General features: G+C 40.7%; 20 protein-coding genes. 7 read left to right on the forward strand and 13 right to left on the reverse strand.

The genetic code is table 11. The annotated features are described in order from the left end of the window. Window positions 1-2 precede the first annotated feature (2 nt). From J4526_08850 to J4526_08870, 5 genes are all read right to left on the reverse strand, one after another. On the reverse strand, window positions 3-278 hold the full coding sequence (locus J4526_08850) for a (2Fe-2S)-binding protein (GenBank protein WFO75167.1): 276 nt from the start codon (window positions 276-278) through the stop codon (window positions 3-5). Beyond that, window positions 260-745: a 4Fe-4S binding protein gene (locus tag J4526_08855; protein WFO76389.1), complete on the reverse strand. Its 486-nt coding sequence runs from the start codon at window positions 743-745 to the stop codon at window positions 260-262. Before J4526_08855 ends, J4526_08850 begins: the two co-directional genes overlap by 19 nt. Then, entirely contained in the window at window positions 745-2,220 is a 1,476-nt protein-coding gene (locus J4526_08860) for an FAD-dependent oxidoreductase (protein WFO75168.1), read from the reverse strand. Before J4526_08860 ends, J4526_08855 begins: the two co-directional genes overlap by 1 nt. A gap of 145 nt (window positions 2,221-2,365) precedes the next feature. After that, window positions 2,366-3,247, reverse strand: coding sequence for a polyamine aminopropyltransferase (gene speE, locus J4526_08865; GenBank protein WFO75169.1), 882 nt, complete (start codon window positions 3,245-3,247; stop codon window positions 2,366-2,368). 122 nt (window positions 3,248-3,369) lie between these two features. Beyond that, window positions 3,370-4,587, reverse strand: a complete 1,218-nt coding sequence (locus J4526_08870) for an aspartate--ammonia ligase (protein ID WFO76390.1) — start codon at window positions 4,585-4,587, stop codon at window positions 3,370-3,372. A 228-nt stretch (window positions 4,588-4,815) separates the two neighbouring features. On the opposite strand from J4526_08870, the gene J4526_08875 reads away from it, so the two are divergent. Then, complete coding sequence (locus J4526_08875) at window positions 4,816-4,974, forward strand: hypothetical protein (protein ID WFO75170.1); 159 nt, start codon at window positions 4,816-4,818, stop codon at window positions 4,972-4,974. A gap of 171 nt (window positions 4,975-5,145) precedes the next feature. Next, the gene (locus J4526_08880) at window positions 5,146-6,330 is read left to right on the forward strand and encodes a cation:proton antiporter (GenBank protein WFO76391.1); all 1,185 of its coding nucleotides are present in this window, start codon (window positions 5,146-5,148) and stop codon (window positions 6,328-6,330) included. 33 nt (window positions 6,331-6,363) lie between these two features. On the opposite strand, the gene J4526_08885 is transcribed toward J4526_08880, so the two are convergent. The 3 genes from J4526_08885 to J4526_08895 are packed head-to-tail and all read right to left on the reverse strand — an operon-like array spanning window position 6,364 to window position 9,253. Next, a complete protein-coding gene (locus J4526_08885; GenBank protein ID WFO75171.1) occupies window positions 6,364-7,338 on the reverse strand; it encodes a radical SAM protein in 975 nt (324 codons plus the stop codon). Then, window positions 7,335-8,573 (reverse strand): RsmB/NOP family class I SAM-dependent RNA methyltransferase, encoded by a 1,239-nt coding sequence (locus tag J4526_08890; GenBank protein ID WFO75172.1) that lies wholly within the window; start codon window positions 8,571-8,573, stop codon window positions 7,335-7,337. Before J4526_08890 ends, J4526_08885 begins: the two co-directional genes overlap by 4 nt. 11 nt (window positions 8,574-8,584) lie before the next feature. Further along, window positions 8,585-9,253, reverse strand: a complete 669-nt coding sequence (locus J4526_08895; GenBank protein WFO76392.1) for an RNA ligase partner protein — start codon at window positions 9,251-9,253, stop codon at window positions 8,585-8,587. Between the two features lie 182 nt (window positions 9,254-9,435). On the opposite strand from J4526_08895, the gene J4526_08900 reads away from it, so the two are divergent. Beyond that, window positions 9,436-10,569: an RNA ligase gene (locus J4526_08900; GenBank protein WFO75173.1), complete on the forward strand. Its 1,134-nt coding sequence runs from the start codon at window positions 9,436-9,438 to the stop codon at window positions 10,567-10,569. A gap of 97 nt (window positions 10,570-10,666) precedes the next feature. On the opposite strand, the gene J4526_08905 is transcribed toward J4526_08900, so the two are convergent. After that, window positions 10,667-12,202: a VCBS repeat-containing protein gene (locus tag J4526_08905; protein ID WFO75174.1), complete on the reverse strand. Its 1,536-nt coding sequence runs from the start codon at window positions 12,200-12,202 to the stop codon at window positions 10,667-10,669. A gap of 98 nt (window positions 12,203-12,300) precedes the next feature. Between J4526_08905 and J4526_08910 the strand changes: the two genes are divergently transcribed. The 3 genes from J4526_08910 to J4526_08920 are packed head-to-tail and all read left to right on the forward strand — an operon-like array spanning window position 12,301 to window position 14,952. Next, a complete protein-coding gene (locus J4526_08910) occupies window positions 12,301-13,239 on the forward strand; it encodes an ABC transporter ATP-binding protein (protein ID WFO75175.1) in 939 nt (312 codons plus the stop codon). Continuing rightward, window positions 13,232-13,957, forward strand: a complete 726-nt coding sequence (locus J4526_08915; protein WFO75176.1) for an ABC transporter permease — start codon at window positions 13,232-13,234, stop codon at window positions 13,955-13,957. The genes J4526_08910 and J4526_08915 overlap by 8 nt, the downstream gene beginning before the upstream one ends. 29 nt (window positions 13,958-13,986) lie before the next feature. Next, on the forward strand, window positions 13,987-14,952 hold the full coding sequence (locus tag J4526_08920; protein ID WFO75177.1) for an adenine nucleotide alpha hydrolase family protein: 966 nt from the start codon (window positions 13,987-13,989) through the stop codon (window positions 14,950-14,952). On the opposite strand, the gene deoC is transcribed toward J4526_08920, so the two are convergent. The 4 genes from deoC to J4526_08940 form a co-directional block, all read right to left on the reverse strand. Beyond that, the gene (deoC, locus tag J4526_08925) at window positions 14,949-15,662 is read right to left on the reverse strand and encodes a deoxyribose-phosphate aldolase (GenBank protein WFO75178.1); all 714 of its coding nucleotides are present in this window, start codon (window positions 15,660-15,662) and stop codon (window positions 14,949-14,951) included. The two genes, J4526_08920 and deoC, sit on opposite strands and share 4 nt — an antisense overlap. Window positions 15,663-15,903: 241 nt before the next feature. After that, window positions 15,904-16,728, reverse strand: a complete 825-nt coding sequence (locus J4526_08930) for an ABC transporter permease (GenBank protein WFO75179.1) — start codon at window positions 16,726-16,728, stop codon at window positions 15,904-15,906. Next, window positions 16,691-17,533 carry a hypothetical protein gene (locus J4526_08935; GenBank protein ID WFO75180.1) on the reverse strand — a complete coding sequence of 281 codons (843 nt, stop codon included), beginning with the start codon at window positions 17,531-17,533 and terminating at the stop codon, window positions 16,691-16,693. Before J4526_08935 ends, J4526_08930 begins: the two co-directional genes overlap by 38 nt. Further along, the gene (locus J4526_08940; protein WFO75181.1) at window positions 17,530-18,534 is read right to left on the reverse strand and encodes an ABC transporter ATP-binding protein; all 1,005 of its coding nucleotides are present in this window, start codon (window positions 18,532-18,534) and stop codon (window positions 17,530-17,532) included. The genes J4526_08935 and J4526_08940 overlap by 4 nt, the downstream gene beginning before the upstream one ends. A 202-nt stretch (window positions 18,535-18,736) precedes the next feature. Here J4526_08940 and J4526_08945 point away from each other — a divergent pair, with 202 nt between their 5' ends. Beyond that, the gene (locus tag J4526_08945) at window positions 18,737-18,982 is read left to right on the forward strand and encodes a ferredoxin (GenBank protein WFO75182.1); all 246 of its coding nucleotides are present in this window, start codon (window positions 18,737-18,739) and stop codon (window positions 18,980-18,982) included. The last annotated feature ends 47 nt before the right edge of the window (window positions 18,983-19,029 follow it).

Genomic DNA, 19,029 nt, shown 5'->3' on the forward strand with positions numbered 1-19,029 from the left:
CATCACCCCTGTTGTTTCTTCAAGAAGTACTTTAATGGAATAGGGTTTAGTGGGGGACGATTACCGGGAATATAGATTTCGTCGAATTTCTTGCCAGTTTTTGACGCGAGTATACGTGCCACAATGGGTATACAGTGAGCACCCTGACAGGGACCCATACCTATTCGTAAATACCTCTTCAGCGACTCGAGATCAGTGTAGCCTTCTTCGATAGCTTTGTATATATCTTCTAGAGTAACGTCTTCACACCTACACACAATTACTTTCTTGGGATCCATATCCCTCTCACCTCAAGCCATTTATCACGTGGGATCTCAACTGTAACAGCCCATGTTTTATCATAAACACGTGCATTGACTATCTTCCCTTTACCAACAACTCTACCTTCTCTATCAAGAAGATCTACTTCAGCTCCCTTAGTAGGCTCTGGTTTGAATTCATACGGCAGCGTCAACAATGCCTTATCTGGTTTAGATAAATCTACAACAAATATGGCTAGCCCAGGGCATTGTGGAACACATGTACCGCAACCAGTGCATTTATCCCACTGTACTCTCGGTATTTCATAGATCTTATCCATAATTATGGCATTGAACGGACAAGCGTCAACACATATATTACATGGTATTTCCTCAGGGCATTCAATTATCACTACAGGGCCTTTCTCAAGTCTCTCTTTCGGTGGTAGAAGACCTTTTTCTTCTAACTCACGAGGAGTAATAACACCTGTTTCCTTGAACCCCATCATAACCCCCTCCTGATCTTCTCCATTTCTTCTTCAGAAACAGTTGCCTTCAACTTACCTATACGAGAACGCTCTACCACAGGAGACATCCTGTACTCGTTCCAGAGATAATCGAGCAGCTTTTCTCTTCTCTCGTAAGCCTCTTTTTTATCGACACCAAGTTTTATTGCCGCCGATAACCCGGCAATCTCGCCCTCTATGAACGCTGTAGTAGCCTCTTCTATACCAGCTGCATCGCCAGCAATGTACAGTCCTTCAACACTTGTTTCAAGGTATCTTGTTCTTATAGGTGTTAATCCTCCTAACTCTGGAATCCACTTCATAACAGCCCCAGCTTGACTGAAGAACCTCGTATCAGGGGTTAACCCAACTGACAACAATACTAGATCTACATCGAACTCTTTTTCTGTGCCAGGGACTGGTCTAAAGTTTTCGTCAACCATTTGTAGAACAGCTTTCTCTACATGAGTCTCGCCAATAGCTTTAGTTATAGTGTGTCTGGTAAGTATCTTTACTCCATACCTTCTTATCTTGGCTGCATGAACAAACCAACCACCGATCTTCGGCAAGATCTCAGCTATGGCTTGTACTTTTGCCCCTGCCTGCATAAGCTGGTAGGCAATAATGAGCCCAACATTACCCGATCCTATGATCAAAGCTTTCTCTCCAGGCAGTACACCATACTCGTTCATGAGAGTTTGCGCTCCACCAGCACCCATAACACCTGGCAGGTCATTATTTTCAAACGTCAATCCCTTTTCTGAAGCACCCGTAGCTGCCACTATGGCCTTTGGTTTTACGAGGAGATTCACGGGTTTTGGTCCACGTACAGCTACTCCAACAATTCCTCCTTTGAAGTAACCATAGGCTAGTGCTTGTGTATAGACCTTAATGTTGTTTTGTTTCCTTATTTTTTCTTCAAGCATTTCAGCTATTTTGAAGCCACGCATACCACCATTAAATTGTCTTGCCCCGAAAAATCTATGTGTTTGTTTTACGAGCTGTCCGCCTAACTTATAGTGGTCATTAACGATAACTACATTGAGACCAAGTTTTGATGCAGTCAAAGCTGCTTGGAGACCAGCTGGACCACCACCGATGACAAGCAAGTCTGTCTCTACTTCAACCGTATCAAGTTCTTCAATTTGTTTAACATTCGGCGTCTCGGGTAGACCTTTTTGTCTGTAGACTCTTATTCCCTCTCTGACAGGCTCTATGCAAATACGTTTATTCGGTATCCCATCAACGGTTGCTAGACAACTGCTGCATTTGCCGATCATACAGAAGGCTCCTCGTGGACGAGATAGCTTGGGGCTCCATGAGAAAATCCTTATGCCCACAGCATAAAGTGCTGCAAGAATGCTTTCTCCTTCATAGGCCTCTATGACTTTGTCTTCGAAGTAAAATGTTATTTTACGTCCACGTCTAAAATCGATAATTGGGTGATCATATATTCTATAATCACGGGTGCTCAAGACAATAGAATACCTCCAGAACCATTATTTTATCATCTAAGCAAAAATAAGTATCGCTTTCCTAAACTACTATAATCACACTTGTTTTTCTTTAAATAGTTTATAGAACTATTTTATAAAAATAAAAGCCTAGCTATATATTCGTCTAATGTATTTTCTTCAATCTTATTGGTAATGTAATTGGTTTATACATTATGCCTACATGTGCTTTACCATTATAGAATACTGTTTCTACATTTCGTTCTCTAAGCCGTTTCTCAACTTCTTCGCTACTCAACTTGGTTGGGTCATGTACTTTACTGCCAATAATGAAGTTACAGGCATACCCGAAAACGGGGACCCATTCTTCGTACTCTACCACTATAGGGAAATTGCTTGCAATGTTGTCTCTAACCCACTTGTAGACATCCCAGTAAAAGAAGGCATTACCCGCCTGTGTGACCACTATACCATCTTCACTCAAAATTCTATTGATTTCACCAAAGAATTCTTTACTATAAAGTTCTTTTGCTATCTCACTAGAATATGGGTCGGTAAGATCCATTATAACCACATCAAATGTTTTATCAGGTGTTTTCTTAACATACTCTTTACCATCCATGATCACTATTTTGGCTTTGGGATTACTAAAACTTCCTTTATGCATATACTCTAGATACTTCTTCGCAAACTCAACAACCTCGCCATCAATATCAACCATGACCGCCTCTTCAACGGTATTATGTTTGAGTACTTCACGCAGTGTAGCGCCCTCACCACCACCTATAATCAATACTTTTCTTGGATTAGGATGTGTCACTAGAGCTGGGTGTACAAGAACTTCGTGGTAAATATATTCATCAGCTTCACTACTTTGCACATAGTTATCTAGTATTAGCGCCCGGCCATAGTCTTCTAAATCAGCTATCACGACATCTTGATACTTCGTCTTTGTTGTAACAAGTATCTTTTTAACCTTAAGTATTGTTGCAGTACCCTTGGATGTTGGCTCAAATATTATAAGACCAGGTGGTATTTCCCCAACCATTACGCGTCGCCTCTGCAAGAAAAAGAATATAGTATGAGATAAAAAAAGTAGTATACCCACTTCCCTCCTCCAATAACCGGAGAACCCCAGGTAGGAGGGTCCTAGGTTTTTATGGCGTGTTTTTATGGTGTGGCTGGTAGTCCTGGCACTTTGGGGAATGGTGTTGCTAGCGCTACATGTTTTACTCCGGCAACGTATCTAGTGAATCTCTCTACACCAAGACCCCAGCCAGCGCTTGGTGGTATTCCTCCTCTCTTGGCTGTTTCTAGGAACCACTTATACTTCTCTAGAGGTTCTCCCATAGCCTTGATTCTTTCTACTAACTGCTCGTACCTGTATTCTCGTTCGCCACCATCTATTACTTCTCCATATCCTCTTGGCAGTATTAGGTTGAAGTCTCTGTTGTACTTAGGATCTTTTGGATCTGGCAGGTAGTAGAATCCACGGCTTACCACAGGGAATCCTGTGATCCATACAGGTGCGTCGTAATAACTTGCTATGGCTGACTCGGCTTCATGGCTTAATTCTTTACCCCATTCAACACTGTATCCTAGTTTCTTAGCGATCTCAAGTGCTTCGTCATAACTTATTTTCTCAAATGGTGGCTTTAATGGCTCGAAGCTCTTGTTTAGACTATATACTAGGTCGCTGTGTTCTTCAACAAGCTTCTTTGTCACATACTCTAGGAGACCTTCTGCAAGCTTAATGACGTCCTCTACTGTGGCAAGACCCCACTCCATGTCTACCTGTGTGAACTCCACAAGATGTCTTCCTGTTGTAATGTTCTCTGGCGGTTCTTCACGTATGTTGCGTGCAACGAAGAATATTTTCTCGAATATTGCCGCTGTTGTCTGTTTATACATTATTACACTGCTGGTTAGCTCGTGCTCTACGCCATATAGTGTTGTCCTGAGCTTCTTTGCACCACGTAGACCTGGGTCGCTTACGGGCGACACCATTGGTGGGAGTATTTCAACGAATCCTTCACGGTACATGTACTCCCTTATATACCATAGTATTAGTTGTTGCAGCTTAATTATTGAAGCCCACTTCGGGTTCCTCATATACCAGGGACTGTATGTAGCTAGTTCACGTATGTCCTCAGGTAGTTCGGTATAGTCTACTGGGGGCTCTTCTTTGGGTACAATTATTTTCTCGTAGCTATCAACGTGTAGTACTCCCTCGCCATAATAGCCTTCTATGATTACTAGTGTTTCGCGTGGTAGCTTCAATAATTCTTCGGCTTTGCTACCTGATATCTTGATTTCCTTGAATCCGCTAGGGTCTCTTAATACTAGTGAACTCTTGCTTGAGTCCTTGGCTGCTATCCATGCGAGAATTCTTGTTCTTGTGGGGTAGAGAAGTTGGGCTAAGAAGTGGGTTCTAAGAGGTTTGGAGCTAGATGTATATGTTAAAGCACACACCTCGTCACCGGCAAACCTTAACTCAAACTCTGGTATAAAAACTTTTTCCCACTCTAGTGGGATTGAGCAAAGATATTTTACCTATACATTCCTACCATTATTTACAGGGGCTCAACACGCCCATAGATATCTGTGGTGTGAGACATGAGTACTGAGTCTAAACCATCTGAAGAAAGCATCCAGCCTGAAAACACAATGATTACAGACTTGGAGAAGAAGATTACAGAGCTCGAGAAACGTGTTGAGAGATTGGAAAAGATTATCGACGAGATCTATGTTTTGCTGAGGACACTCGTCTTATAGTCATGATAAAGACTATAACCTCGATAATAAACCCGGCTACAAGGAGTATCAATGCCAGCTCAATGAGTCTTAGCAAGTTTGTTATCCACCACAGACTATAGCTGTTGTCAGATAATATTTTATTAGGCTATAACTAATTTACTATCTCTCTAGTTGAAACTAACCATTATAGTGGATGGTGGGAGAAGAAGAGAGTTGGCTTATCTCCATGACCTAGTATTACTGCTCATACTTGCTAAGACATTTGGTATTCCATTAAAGAAAATAGGGATCCATCCTGTTGTAGGGCATGTGGTAGCTGGAATTATCCTTGGACCATACATATTGGGTATAGTTGCGCCGAGTAAAGAACTTGAAACCATAGCTGGTGTAGCACTACTTCTTCTTTTATTCTACACAGGATTGACAACTGATTTCCGCGAATTAAGGAGACAAGGTTTACACATTATTGTTATGGGCTGTGCCGGCGTTGCTGTAACTTTTGGTCTAGTCTATGGTTTACTATATCTTATTGGCATGAGAGGCCTTCAGTTATTCTTCATAGCAATAGCATTATCGAACACTGCCACAGAAACCGTGGCAGCAATAATAGCTCGTGTGGGAGGACGTGAACTCCGTGCACTCGTTGTTGGAGCAAGTTTTGTGGACGATATAATAGCAGTGTTCATAATAAGTATAACAGCAAGCATAAAGCTTGGCGTAGAGACAAATCTCGTCTACTTATCAATAGCAACAACAATATACATGATTGGTGCACTAGCTCTAAGCCAGCTTCTAGTCAAGAAGGCGAGTTTCTTCTACAAACAACTCTCAAGAGACTACTTGATATTCGCCAGTACGTCATTAATACTAGCATTCGCACTGGCGCTTTTAGCAGAAGAAATAGGTCTTAGCACACTCATAGGAGCATATCTAGCTGGATTAATTATAGGACGTGGAAGAGAATTCCATGACCCACTCATAAGAACAAGAGTCATACTAACAGAATTCATAGACGACTTAAGTATAGTCCTTGAAGTATTGTTCGTCCCAATGTTCTTTACATTTGTAGGACTACTTTTGAACCCACAGGCAGTATCAATCCAGATATACATAGTAGGATTATTAGCTGCTGTATTAGGTAAGATACTAAGCTGTACACCAATAGCATACCATAGCCTCAAAGACCTGAGAAGAGGATTAGCAGCCGGAGTAGCAATGGTTGGTAGAGGTGCTCTCGAAACCGCTTTACTAAAACTAGGTTTGGATGCCGGTATTCTAGACATAAGCACCTATAGTACAGTAATAGTGATAGCCATATCAACTACAATAATAGCACCACTCCTGTACAGCATAGTATATCCTTCAAGAAGATAACACCTTTATAAAAACTGTAAAGTAACTACGATACTACTTCTTCCAAACACCTTTGTAGTACACTTGTGTTCGCCAAGGAATCTTAGCGACAAGACCTTTTCTTTCAAGAGAATTAAGGAATCCCGCAACAGCACCGACTGATAACTTGTACGACATCATTATCTCCTTCATTGTCAAGGGTTTTCTAAGTAGATGATTATAGAGCATAACTTCATCAAAGTCTATACTACCACCATAGGGTTTCATGATATTATGTTCTAAGTGAACTTTGAATCCCTTGTCCTCCAAGAAGTCTCTAGCCATCTCATACTTCTTTTTGGAAACAGGTTTTACACTAGCTACCCGTGGTAGCCTATGTACTGTCCTGATAACCACATTTTCTGCTTTAACCATACTGAGGAAAGCCGATATTTGGTCCAATGAACCCATGTTTGCATTAGAAAACCCTTCATATTCTAATAACGTAACTTCATAGAATATCCTGTCTGAACCCATTATCCCACGAATATTTTTCAATGTTTCAATAAGATTCTTCATTTTTGCTTCTGGATGCGGATTGTTGATTAGAGAATAGTCCTCGCCAAGTCCATCAATTTTAATATAGATCCTGTCAATACTTTTTAGTGCCTGCACAGCCCATTGTTTTGAGAGCAAGTGTCCTGTCGACACTACATGTAATTCAACATCCAGCCCCAGCTCTCTAACAATATCCCTGGTTTTCTCAACAATAAGTGGAAACCATGGATTTAACCATGGATCGCCTGTCCCATAGAATAGTATTGTATTAAAATCCTTGTTTACACGATTAAGAAGCCATTTTAGGTCGGCTATTATATTATCTGGCGGTACAAGTGAAACCGGTTGTATAGCCTTAGTATTTGTTGGCCCAATACTACAGTAAATACAATCGTAAACGCATTTCTTTGGGAAACCTATCGTATCTACAATGACAGTATAGGAGCCGACAAGTCTATTCCAGTGAGGACCATAGACATATCTGATCATCATTTCTTTACCCTCCCTAGTACAGCTATGTAGAAGCCTTGACTAGCCATTAAATGGGGTATTGTCCTATAGGTCTTCTTTGATACACTGAACCCACTATATCCTCTAGGCAAATCTAAACCTATATCAATAGGTTCGGCTAATCCCTGTGCCACTATATCCTCGACAACACCTTCTCCTTCAAGGGGATGTATGCTACATACACTATAAACTACATACTTGCTCGCCTTGAGTGTATTCATAAGTATTCTCTTCTGTAGACTAGTGTAATAGTCCAGTTTACTCTTCTTCCATATACTGATCTTTATGGCTGGATCACTCGGTATGGCTCCGGAACCACTACATGGTGCGTCGACAAGAGCTCTATTAAATAATTGTCCATACTTGAGTATACTACTATCGCCATTAATGACCAGCAACTTGTATAGAGCAAGACCCTGGATACTGGAGAGCTTCTTTAACACATTTACTCTCTTCCACGAGACATCAACCGCTATAGCTCTATTGAACCCTGCAAGCATATTAAGTAAACCTAACTTGATCCCAGGAGCACTGCATGCATCAAGAACTTCTTTGTTCTCACTAATTCTCTTAATAGCTTCTACAACCCAAGCACTAGCTATGTCCTGCGGTATAAGAAGCCCCTCCTTAACACATTTGATCCCACTTACTCTAATCCATTTGGGCTTGGTTATTCTAACCATATACCTTAGCTTATCATCAACAACAAAATCGAGCCCCTCACTACGTAGACAAGAAAGCGCATCACTAACACTAGTCTTCAACATGTTTACACGAAGCCATACCCGCCGCTCGTTAAGACTGCTAAGCATTTTCTCTAAGTCACGTGGCTCCATGTATTTCAACAGATCTCTAACAAGATATTCTGGATAAGAATACTTTATACTGATCTTTTTCACTAAACCAAGCTTCTTTGATTCACGCTCTACAATGTCTTGCAGTCTCCTCACGCTGAACCCTATGTCCCTGAAGAATAGTGCTATAGCTGCCGGTGTAACACCATAGCCTCTTACTCCAGCAAGCCATCTAAGAGTATAGTAGTATAGCGTAGCATAGTAGCCTATTTTGTAGTAGGTTGATAAAAGCCATTTCGAGACACCATAACGTGAAACAATTGTCTTAAAAGCTTTATCGTAGCTAACATGTGTTCTAAGTATATGCTCTATGAGCTTGGCGATGAAGAAAGTTGTTTGGGTAGGCGGTGGGGTTGTCTCCAAAACTCATCACATCACGTACCAGGTCTCCGTGGAACTCTTTCTCTAAGGAGAACCATTAGTTGACTAATGAATCTAGGTGGCTCAATATATTTTACACCGAGATCTTCACACATTTTCTGGATACCCTCATCATTAGTTACGAGAACAGCTCCCAGCTCTTTAGCTAGTATAACTGAGTCAAAATCAACTTGCGTATCAATAACGCCTTTCCTAGTTGCTTCACGGTACTTAGCCCTAAGCTCATGTATTGCCCCGGCTATATCCTCTGACAATTTTTCTCTAGACCCGATTTTCCCGTCTTCATAAGCTTTCATCGCCGTTTGCCTAACCATTTCCTCTGCTACACGAAGCCCTTTGTAAAACCTTAAGTGGACTTCTTGAATCCAGTTACTCATCACACGAGCAGGTATATGTGTTGCATAAAGATCCGGCGACTTAACAATAAGAATACTAAACAACAAATTAATGTTGTCCTCCGATACACCATTTCTTTCAAGGAACCCCCTTAGCTCTGATCCAGTACTAGGCGTTATGTAGAATTGCGCCCCGAGAACAACACGCGCTTTAGTAAGAAGTCTTGTAAGCTCGTAAACCACAGAATCAAGCGTTTTCACGTTGAATATACTTCTTAGCCTTGGATCTGTTATTGCACTAGTATCAAGCACATAGATCAGCATGATTTACAGTACACCTGTCAACACATTACTCTTAAAACTAGTATCTATTCTATCGCTCAAAAAGTATTTTAGGATTAACAAAACCTTTCCACCCACGGGTTGCTTGCAACAAAATTAATACTAGTACTAACATCATTTATCATGATGCAAAATTTAATCTATAAGCCAATAGGTGTATTCATATCATGAAACAATCATTATTAGTAAGCAAAGCAACTGGCTTAGAGAAAGAGGAGGTAGACAAGCTTATCGGGAGAAAAATTAGGTTAATGCGGTATAAAGGAATAGAGTATGCTGTTTTCCGTTATGATATACAAGGGTTTAAAGAAGGCACCACCGTGATATTAGTTGACCCGCCAGTTATCATACCAGCTTATCCTAGTATACGTAGACTTGCACTATTAGAATATGCTGTTAAATACATGCCGAGAGAATTCTTTGTTGAAGAAAAAATGAATGGGTACAATGTTAGAGTAGTAATAGTGAACAAAATGGTACTAGCAATTACTAGAGGAGGCTATGTATGCCCGTATACTACGGCGAGGATAAAGAGGATTTATGGTAGTAGACTCTTGGAACTATCAAGAGAATATCCTGATGTTGTTTTGGTTGGTGAAGTTGTTGGGCAAGAAAACCCCTATGTACCCCAGTATTATCCTGAAGCACCAGGTTTCGACTATTTTGTATTCGATGTATTTAAGGACGGGAAACTGGCTCCATTGAAAATACGTGACGAAATTGTTGAGAAATATAGTTTGAAGCGTGTACGTGTATTGGGTGTATTATCGAGAAACGATACATGGAGGCTATGGGAGATTGTCGAGGAGCTTGAACGCGAGGGTAGAGAAGGTATTGTAATAAAGGATCCAGAGCACAAGGTACCAGCACTTAAGTACACGACTATTAGAACGAATATTGGCGACATACGCGAGGGAATGAGACATCCCTTTGATGAAGGGAGAAGCTACTTGTTCCCAAGAATACTGAGACTAATAGCACAAGGATATGAGATGAATTGGAGTGAGGAACAACTTAGAGAAATAGCCTTAGAGCTTGGAAAAGCGATACTAGAACCTGCTATTAAAAGCCTTAAAGACCGTGCCAACGGGAAACTCATAGCCAGTGAATATAAATTGGTTTTCCCAAGTGAAGAAGACTTAAGCGATTTCCTTGAATACATGGAGGCACTTGGCGTGGATATCGTTACAAGCATAATTGGAACATATGAAGAGGGACTTGTAGTAAAAGTAATGAAGCTCAAGCAAACCCATGGCGAATACACTAAAATACTGGAAACAGGCTTATCACCACTAGATTAAGCTATCAGCGATCCCTCGCGTCATCCTCCCCGCGGGGGAGGGTCTGCGCGAGGAGGTGGCCCATCAGGTCATCATCTATTTTGTTATTTCAGGCACACTACCTTTTATGCGTTAACATGTAAGCCAGCATTATGATGACTATCAATGATGCTACAAGCACTATTAATGGAAATGGAATATTGGTTATTTGCCGTCCAGCTGTAGTCTCCTGGCTATACGTATAACTGTATTTACTAGATGTTGTGGGAGAGGAATATGTGTTTGCGCTAGTTTCGTTTTCCTGTGTGACAGAAGTAGTTGAAGTTAATGTAGTACTTGTTTGTGTTGCTGAGGAAGTTTTGGGTGATGGCTCTAGAATTCCTTTTATACAATACAGGTTGAAGTCTCTACTACCAATAATTATCTCATATAACCCATCGTTATCGACATCACCTATTGCAGCCGGGGCAATGAGTGGTCCCTGTGTTTGTAGAACGTACTCCACACCATTTCTATAGTCGATTATGAGTAGTTTGCCATCGTGATCAGATACTATCACCTCATTTAATCCATCACCATCAATGTCTCCTACGATTGGTGACACTACTGATTTAGTGAATGGAAACTTGAAAATCAGTGTGCCACTGAGTGAATACACGTACAACCCTTGTGTAGTCGCTACAATTATATCGGGTTTACCATCATTATCGAAATCACCAATCGATGGCGCCGCGTCTATGATTATGTTGCCAAAGCTTACATGAAGCAAAGTCTCGTTAGAGTCGACATCAAGAACATACAGACTGTGTTTTGTTGTAAAAATAATTTCATCAACACCATCGCCATCAATGTCGTATAGTGGTATCGCGCCATTAACTTCTTCGCCGCTAAATACTAGCTCTCTAGTAATAGTCATTGTAGAAGGATCAACTATTGCAAGTACTCCCTTTACTAAACCATATTCTCCTGTTGATCTGCTTGTACCAACAATTATTTCAGGATACCCGTCACCATTAACATCACCTATTGACGGGGCAAACAACAGACTATCTCCTATAGCAACAGACTTATCGATATAGTTGATGCCATCAAAATCTATTATATGCAGATATCCCTTGACATCCCCAGCAATAATCTCATCAATACCATCACCATCTATATCATATACTGCTGGAGCAGCTATGGTAAAAGAGCCTTGTATAGTGTACTCAGGTGTTCCATTAACTGCGTTTAATATCCAGAACGTACCTATACTACTTCCAATACCAATCTCGAGAACACCATCACCATCGAAATCCCCTATAACAGGGCTCGAGACTCCTCCACCAGTCTTGTACTTCCATTCAAGCATTCCTCTTCCATCAACACAATAAACATATTCATCACAACTACCAAAAATGATCTCTAGCAAACTATCATTATCTATGTTAGCTAGCACAGGAGACGTTGCAACACATAGTTCTGCCTCAAAAACCCATGATACATTATACCCTCTGTAAACAACATTATTGTGTCCAGGCCAGAAACCTGTTCGCTTAGCATCATATTTGTACATAGGCCATAGAACATGTTCTTCATGAGTATCGGTAATCAGCACATGTATTGTACTCAATAGAATAACAAGCATTACTATAGAAAGTACTCTACAAGACAATTACGGGTCACCACCTGCTTCCTTGATTCTCTTGCATAGTTTAATATAGTATAACCAACTATAATACTATCTTTAGACTGTAACAAGGATGAGTAATTATGTACGCTATAGTTGTTGACAAGCTAGTCAAATACTATGGTAAAACCAAAGCAGTAGACAACCTATCATTTACCGTAAAGAAGGGTGAGGTATACGCTATTCTAGGGCCTAATGGCGCTGGCAAAACAACTACGATAAAATCCATAGCAGGTTTGATCAAGTTTAATTCAGGGAAAATTACTGTTCTTGGAAAAGACGTCAGTAAAGAGACTCTGGAAATAAAGAAGATGATAGGTGTGATGCCAGAACTACCAAATCTTTTTGGAGACCTCAGTGTAAGAGAGAACCTTGAATTTCTTGCACGGCTATATGGTTTGGACAAGAAAGAGCGAAGAGAACGTATATCTTATATAGTCGAGCTACTTAATCTGAAATATTTCCTTAACAAGAAATATGATGTTCTATCAAAAGGTTTGAAAAGAAGAGTCGACCTAGCGGCTGCACTGCTTCACGACCCAGAGATTCTTATTCTAGATGAGCCGACAAGCGGTCTTGATGTGAAATACGCTGTTACTATAAGGCTCTTGATTAGAGACCTTGCTGAGAAGGGTAAGACCATTCTGTTAACAACACACAATATACCTGAAGCTATGGAGCTTGCCGATAAAGTTCTCATAATTAATAAAGGTAAGAAGATCGTAGAAGGAGAACCCGGGAAACTTAAAGACATAGCCGGACTAGAGCCCGCCATGGAGATCGTGTTTAATGACTTAACAGACGATGTTATTGACGAAATGTATAGACTTTGGGGAGAAAACAACGTGAGAATCAGAGGTGTTTTAGTAAAGATAAAGAATGTTGGAACAACCAAGGTTTTAAAGGATCTAGCATTTCTCATAGAGAAATATGGCGTTGTAATAGAGCAAGTAAATACATCGAGCACGCCCTGGGATGAAGTATTATTGAGAATACTCCATAGTGGTGAACCTCATGAGTAGGCTAGGCTCTATCAAGGCAATACTGTGGAAGGATCTCCGGCAATACTATGCTAAACCGCCGACAATAAGCTGGGGGATATTAACCCCCGCTGCAATAGTTGGCGTACTAGCTATCGCCGTATCATATAACTGGAGAATAATCCCGGGACTTGTGGGATTAGCACTAATGTTTTCTTCATCAACCATGGCACAAGTATGCATAGGTATTGAAAGGAGATTTGGAAGTTTTGAAAGACTACTCTATGCACCAGTAACACTAGGCTCAATTATAATAGCTAAGAGTCTAGGCGGGATAGTGTTTGGTCTCATAGGAGCCTGTATGTCTATCGCAATAATAATGGTTTTCGTAAAGATAAGAATAGTATACATGCTAACGTTCTTTACAGCAGTATTGCTAGGTTCAATAATATTTTCTCTAATAGGCATAATCGCTGCTGTTGTCATGAGGATCGAGAATTCAATGGTTTTCATGAATACACTACGATTCCTAATGCTGTTTTTATCAGGTATATTCATACCAATCTATATGCTTCCATCAATAGTACAATTAGTATCTTACGCACTACCATTAACTTATATCGTTGAACTACTTAGGTACAGCATGTACTGTAGATACGATCTAATAGACCCTATTACTTCACTCATTAGTCTAGTTCTTTACACAATAACATTAACTATAGTAACCAAATGGATCGTAGAGAAAAAGATATACCAGTAAACTCTAAGAAGGTTTTTAGGATGTTCATAATGACCACCAAATGTAGTTTTTGTGGAGAAGAAGCAGCAATTAGGATAGAGTATGCTAGACTTAATCTTTGTAAAAAGCACTACATAGAGTTTATTGAGAGAAAAGTATTGAGGTCCATTAAGCGTTACAACCTGTTTAAACCAGGAGATCACGTACTCGTAGCTGTATCGGGCGGTAAAGATAGTTCTACAGCACTCGCACTATTGGCAAAAATAGCTAAAGAAATGAATCTCGACATCACTGCACTTCATATAAATCTGGGTATTAATGCTTACTCTGAAGAATGTGTTGACAAGGTAAAGAAGCTTGTTGAGGAACATAATGTCAAGCTATATGTTATTAGTTTAAAAGATCTACTGGGCCTGGGTATTCCAGAGATTGCTAGGAAGGCACGTAGGCCTCCTTGTTCTGTCTGCGGTATAATTAAAAGGTACTTGATTAACGCTTTTGCCATAGAGATAGGTGCCGATGTAGTTGTTACTGGGCATAACCTAGATGATATGATGGCTTATGCATTCAAGGAGTTTATTGGGCAAAACCTTGAGGCTATAAGAAAACTCTCTCCAAAAACAGAGACTATCAAAAACCTTGTAGTCGGCAGAGCGAGGATACTCTATGATGTCTATGAGGATGAAGTTCTACGGTATGCTCTATACACGGGTTTACCATTCGTATCAAGTAAATGTCCATTTGCTCTCAGAGAGTCCCTTGAATTAGACTTAAAGAAGTTAATTAATGAACTTGAAGAAAGGTATCCAAGTACAAAAATAGGGTTTATCCGCAGGCTCGCCAAGAATATTGAGAAATACCCTGAGACAAGAAACGAGTATAAGAAATGCACTATATGTGGGCTCGTATCAAGTGGGAATGAGTGTAGTTTCTGTAAGTTAACAAGAAGAGTCTTTGGAGAACCCAAGGGACCGTATGTTAGGAGAAAAATAAGAGAGATTATTGACCGGGATTAGGTCTTCTCTTCTCTAAGCCTAATATATTCCTCGATAATCTTATGAGCAGTACTTGTACCTATCCTTGATGCGCCCGCAAGAATCATTGCTATCGCATCTTCTGCATGCCTTATACCGCCGGCTGCCTTTACTTTTATACGGCCGCCTCCAGCCTTGTATAGAAGGGAAACATCGTGTACATTAGCTCCTCCCGCAAGGAATCCTGTGCTGGTCTTGACGTAATCTGCCCCGGATTCTACTACCAAGCGTGTTGCCTCGATTTTCTCATCATCACTCAGCAGCCCTGTCTCAATAATCACCTTGACTACCTCTGCTCCAGCTTTCTTGGAAGCCTCAACAACTCTCCTCATATCCTCGAGGACATAATCTTTGGCTCCTGATTTAAACATGTTTATATTCATAACCATATCGATCTCTACTGCACCAAGAGAAACTGCTTCACGCGCCTCCTCCTCTTTAACTCTAGTTAACGTGCTACCGAGAGGGAAACCAATGACTGTAGCTAACCTTATAGTGTTACCACTTATTTCACGTGCTTTCTCAAGGAGCGATGGCGGTATGACGAGACAGGCAAAACCATATCTCCTAGTATCTTCGATAGCTTTCTCAAGATCCTTAAAGGTGGCTACAGGCTTGAGCAATGTATGGTCAAGATATTCTGCGAACTTACTCGGGCTTGTCTTCTCTACAAATTCTCTAAATAAAACCAACCAGTTCACCTCTAGTCCGACTCAACTAGTCTTGAAAGAGTACCACCAGTGCTAATAATGTCTTTAGCGGATCCTTATTAAATAAAACTATGCTCGAGTAGCCATGTCTGTTTTAATAATTATATTTAAATCCAGTAGCCACAATACTATTTATTTGGCGTGATGAGGAATCCCGGGTTTTATTGTGAAGCCCTTACCGCTTGTGGATGAGGGGCTTATGAGCTGGGCCCCGCATAGCTGACTACATTCTGCCAACGCCTTTGACTCCATGTTTTTTAATGTATTCTTCGACACGCTTTACTACAATATACGCTATTGTAGCCATTAGTAATAGATAGAGTATCGATACAATAACTTCTGTTGCTATACCTATGTATGGTTCTAGACCTACTGCACCATACCTCGTTAACTCGGCTGCATGAGTGTATGGTAATAGGAGAGCTATTTCACGTAGTCCACTCGGCATTCTTGAAACGGGTACTCCTATTCCTCCTATTATGTACATGAATATATTGACTATATCAAGCATTACTCCAGGTACATGTGTTCTCAAACTTAATGCCGCTAACACTATTGCATATAAACTAGAGTAAGCTAAGAGAAGACCTATCCCAAGTAACAGAAAGACTATGCTATAGATGTTAAATAGAGCCAAACCAGCTAGACCTGTAAATACTAGTGCTATTATTGGGATCGCTATAAGACTAACAGTGAATCCTGTCACGAATCTCCCCATTATTAGAGCCAGCGGGTTAACACCGCATACAATATGCTCCTCAATAATACCTGTAGCTATTACAAACCATGTCCACCCAGCTATAAGCCATACAGAGTTATTCATCATGCTCCATAGTACTACTCCCCAGAATGTTATGATGGCGAATAACTGGAATTCTCCCTCCGGGATAAACATTAGTGCTCCGAGAAGGAACAACATATACCATAGCATGTTGGTTAATATCATGTTTAAGAATCCATACTTGTATCTCTCCAGTCTAACCAAGTGAAGCCATAGAATTGCCTTTGTTTTAGTCTTGTATGCCTTTACTTCTGATCCTATTCTCAATAGTCTTCACCCCAGGATACGCCATTGTATTGTAGATAAGTGTGAGTCCAAACAGTATGCCAGCAATAGTGAAGAAGATATTGAAAGGAGGTATATGGTATGTTGCGAGAATTTTTACTGCTGTTACAACATAGTACACTGGCACAGCCTTTGCAAGCAATTGAAGAACGTATGGAAGTATGGTCTGTGGGTAGTAAACCCCTGACACAAGTATCATGAAGGGTGTCATGAAGCTAGCTATATTGGTTTCTTCACGCATAATCAGAGTTACTCCAGCTATGATAACAGCCAACCCTATGAGAGGCAATGTCGCAATATAGATTAATATAAGAGCTAAGAACACTTTTGATGCACCAAGTATTCCTTCAAACAATACCGCTGCCGGCAAGATAGCTGATATGCTAATGAAGGAGCCTATGATAGCTGGTAGCAGTGGTCCAAACATGGCTATTGTCCGGAATCCTGGTGGACTAGAGATAACGTATGGTAGTGTGCCAACCCACCTGTGTTCAAGAACTGTGGCAACAGCTGAGTCTATAATACTTATACTAGAGATCAGTACACCACTAGAGGCTATTATGTAGAAAACGGGGTTCGCCACACCCATTCTCTCTCCATAAACCTTAAGGCTGCCTAGAAGGAGTCCTAAACCGAGTAGGAAACCTGCCATAAGGTACGGCCAGACTAGCATCATGAATGCAAACATTCTATTATTCTTCATCCAGCAATAAAAGGCGTAGAATTCTGCTTTCATAACCGACTTTATGTACTTTAAGTCTGCTTTACTCCATATTAGTAGTCTCATTGTTCCACGCCACCCGTTAATTTAATAAAGACATCCTCAAGTGTTGGCTCCAGTATCTTAGCCTCTCTTATTCTCGCACCAACGCTTCTGAGCAGCTCTAGTACTTCATGGACAACTTTGTCTTCCTCACCTAGAGGAGCAAGAATTCTTATTTTGGCAAACCCCTTGTCGTCCACGATAACCGAGGCTTTTAGACCAAGCTTCTCGGAGACGAGCTCTGCTAACCTGGACTGTACAACTCCTGGGCGCCAAGCCTCGATAGATACCGGGACTTCTTTTGAGACAAGCCTCTTTAGCTCAGCAACGGTGCCATGAGCTATTATCTCTCCCTTGTTTATGATAGCTACTTTATCACAAATCATCTCTACTTCAAACATATTATGGGATGTTATAAGGATAGTCTTACCCTCCTCATGAGCTAATTTAACCAATAGCTCCCTGATTGCACGAGCACTCGATGGATCTAGTCCTAATGTTGGCTCGTCGAGAATAAGCACCTCTGGGTCATGAAGTAGAGCCCTGGCTATGCTAAGTCTTGCTTTCATACCGAGACTAAATTCTTCATAGAATTTCTCGTGTGCCTTAAGTTTCTTTAATCCAAGAAGCTCCATAACATACTGTATTCTCTCCTCAAGATATTTTCCATCAAGACCACGGAGCATACCAAAGTACTTCAGGTTCTCGTAGCCCGTTAGCTTCCAGAAGAAACCACGTTCAACACTTAACGAGACACCAATGACTTCTCTAACTCTTCTAGCTTCTTCAACAACATCATACCCCATGATTCTCGCTGTCCCTTTATCTGGCAGTAGAAGTGTCGCGAGTATCTTTACTGTAGTTGTCTTTCCAGCACCATTTGGGCCCAGAAGACCGAACACAGTACCTTTCTCAACAATGAATGATACTCCCTTGAGCGCTTCGACTTCCTCTACTCTCCTCCTTAGCCATCCGCGCTTGTTTACATACTTCTTATAAAGGTCTTTAGCCTCAATAGCTATCATTAGAACAGCACCTTCACCGCGTAATCTATTCTTCACAGGATTGTAAAATGGGGTATTTAAAATTAATTCAAGGGAAAATATGGTTAATATTACAATGATTATTTAAAAACCATTTTCTTGAACTAAAAAGACGCTATTGGAAGGTGTTCTAGAAAATATTTTAAGGGATATCATCTTGGATAGTACGTGAGGCGATTAAATTATGCCCAAGTATAGAGTTAAAATAGAGCCTAGAGAGAACTGCATTTCTGACATGGTTTGCGTAAGCATATGCCCGGACGTCTTTGAAATGAATCCTGATGACAACAAATCCCAGATCGTTGAACAATACCGAGAAGGGGGCAATATCGCTGTAGGTATTATACCAGAAGACTTGAAGGAATGTGTAGAACAAGCAGCCTCGGCTTGTCCTGTACAAATAATTCATATAGAACCCGTTGAAGAGTAATGATGAATATTCTTTGTACTCCAGAAAATTTTTTCTCTAGAAAACAA

The sequence above is a fragment of the Desulfurococcaceae archaeon MEX13E-LK6-19 genome, assembly GCA_029637525.1.
GTDB lineage: Archaea > Thermoproteota > Thermoprotei_A > Sulfolobales > Desulfurococcaceae > MEX13ELK6-19.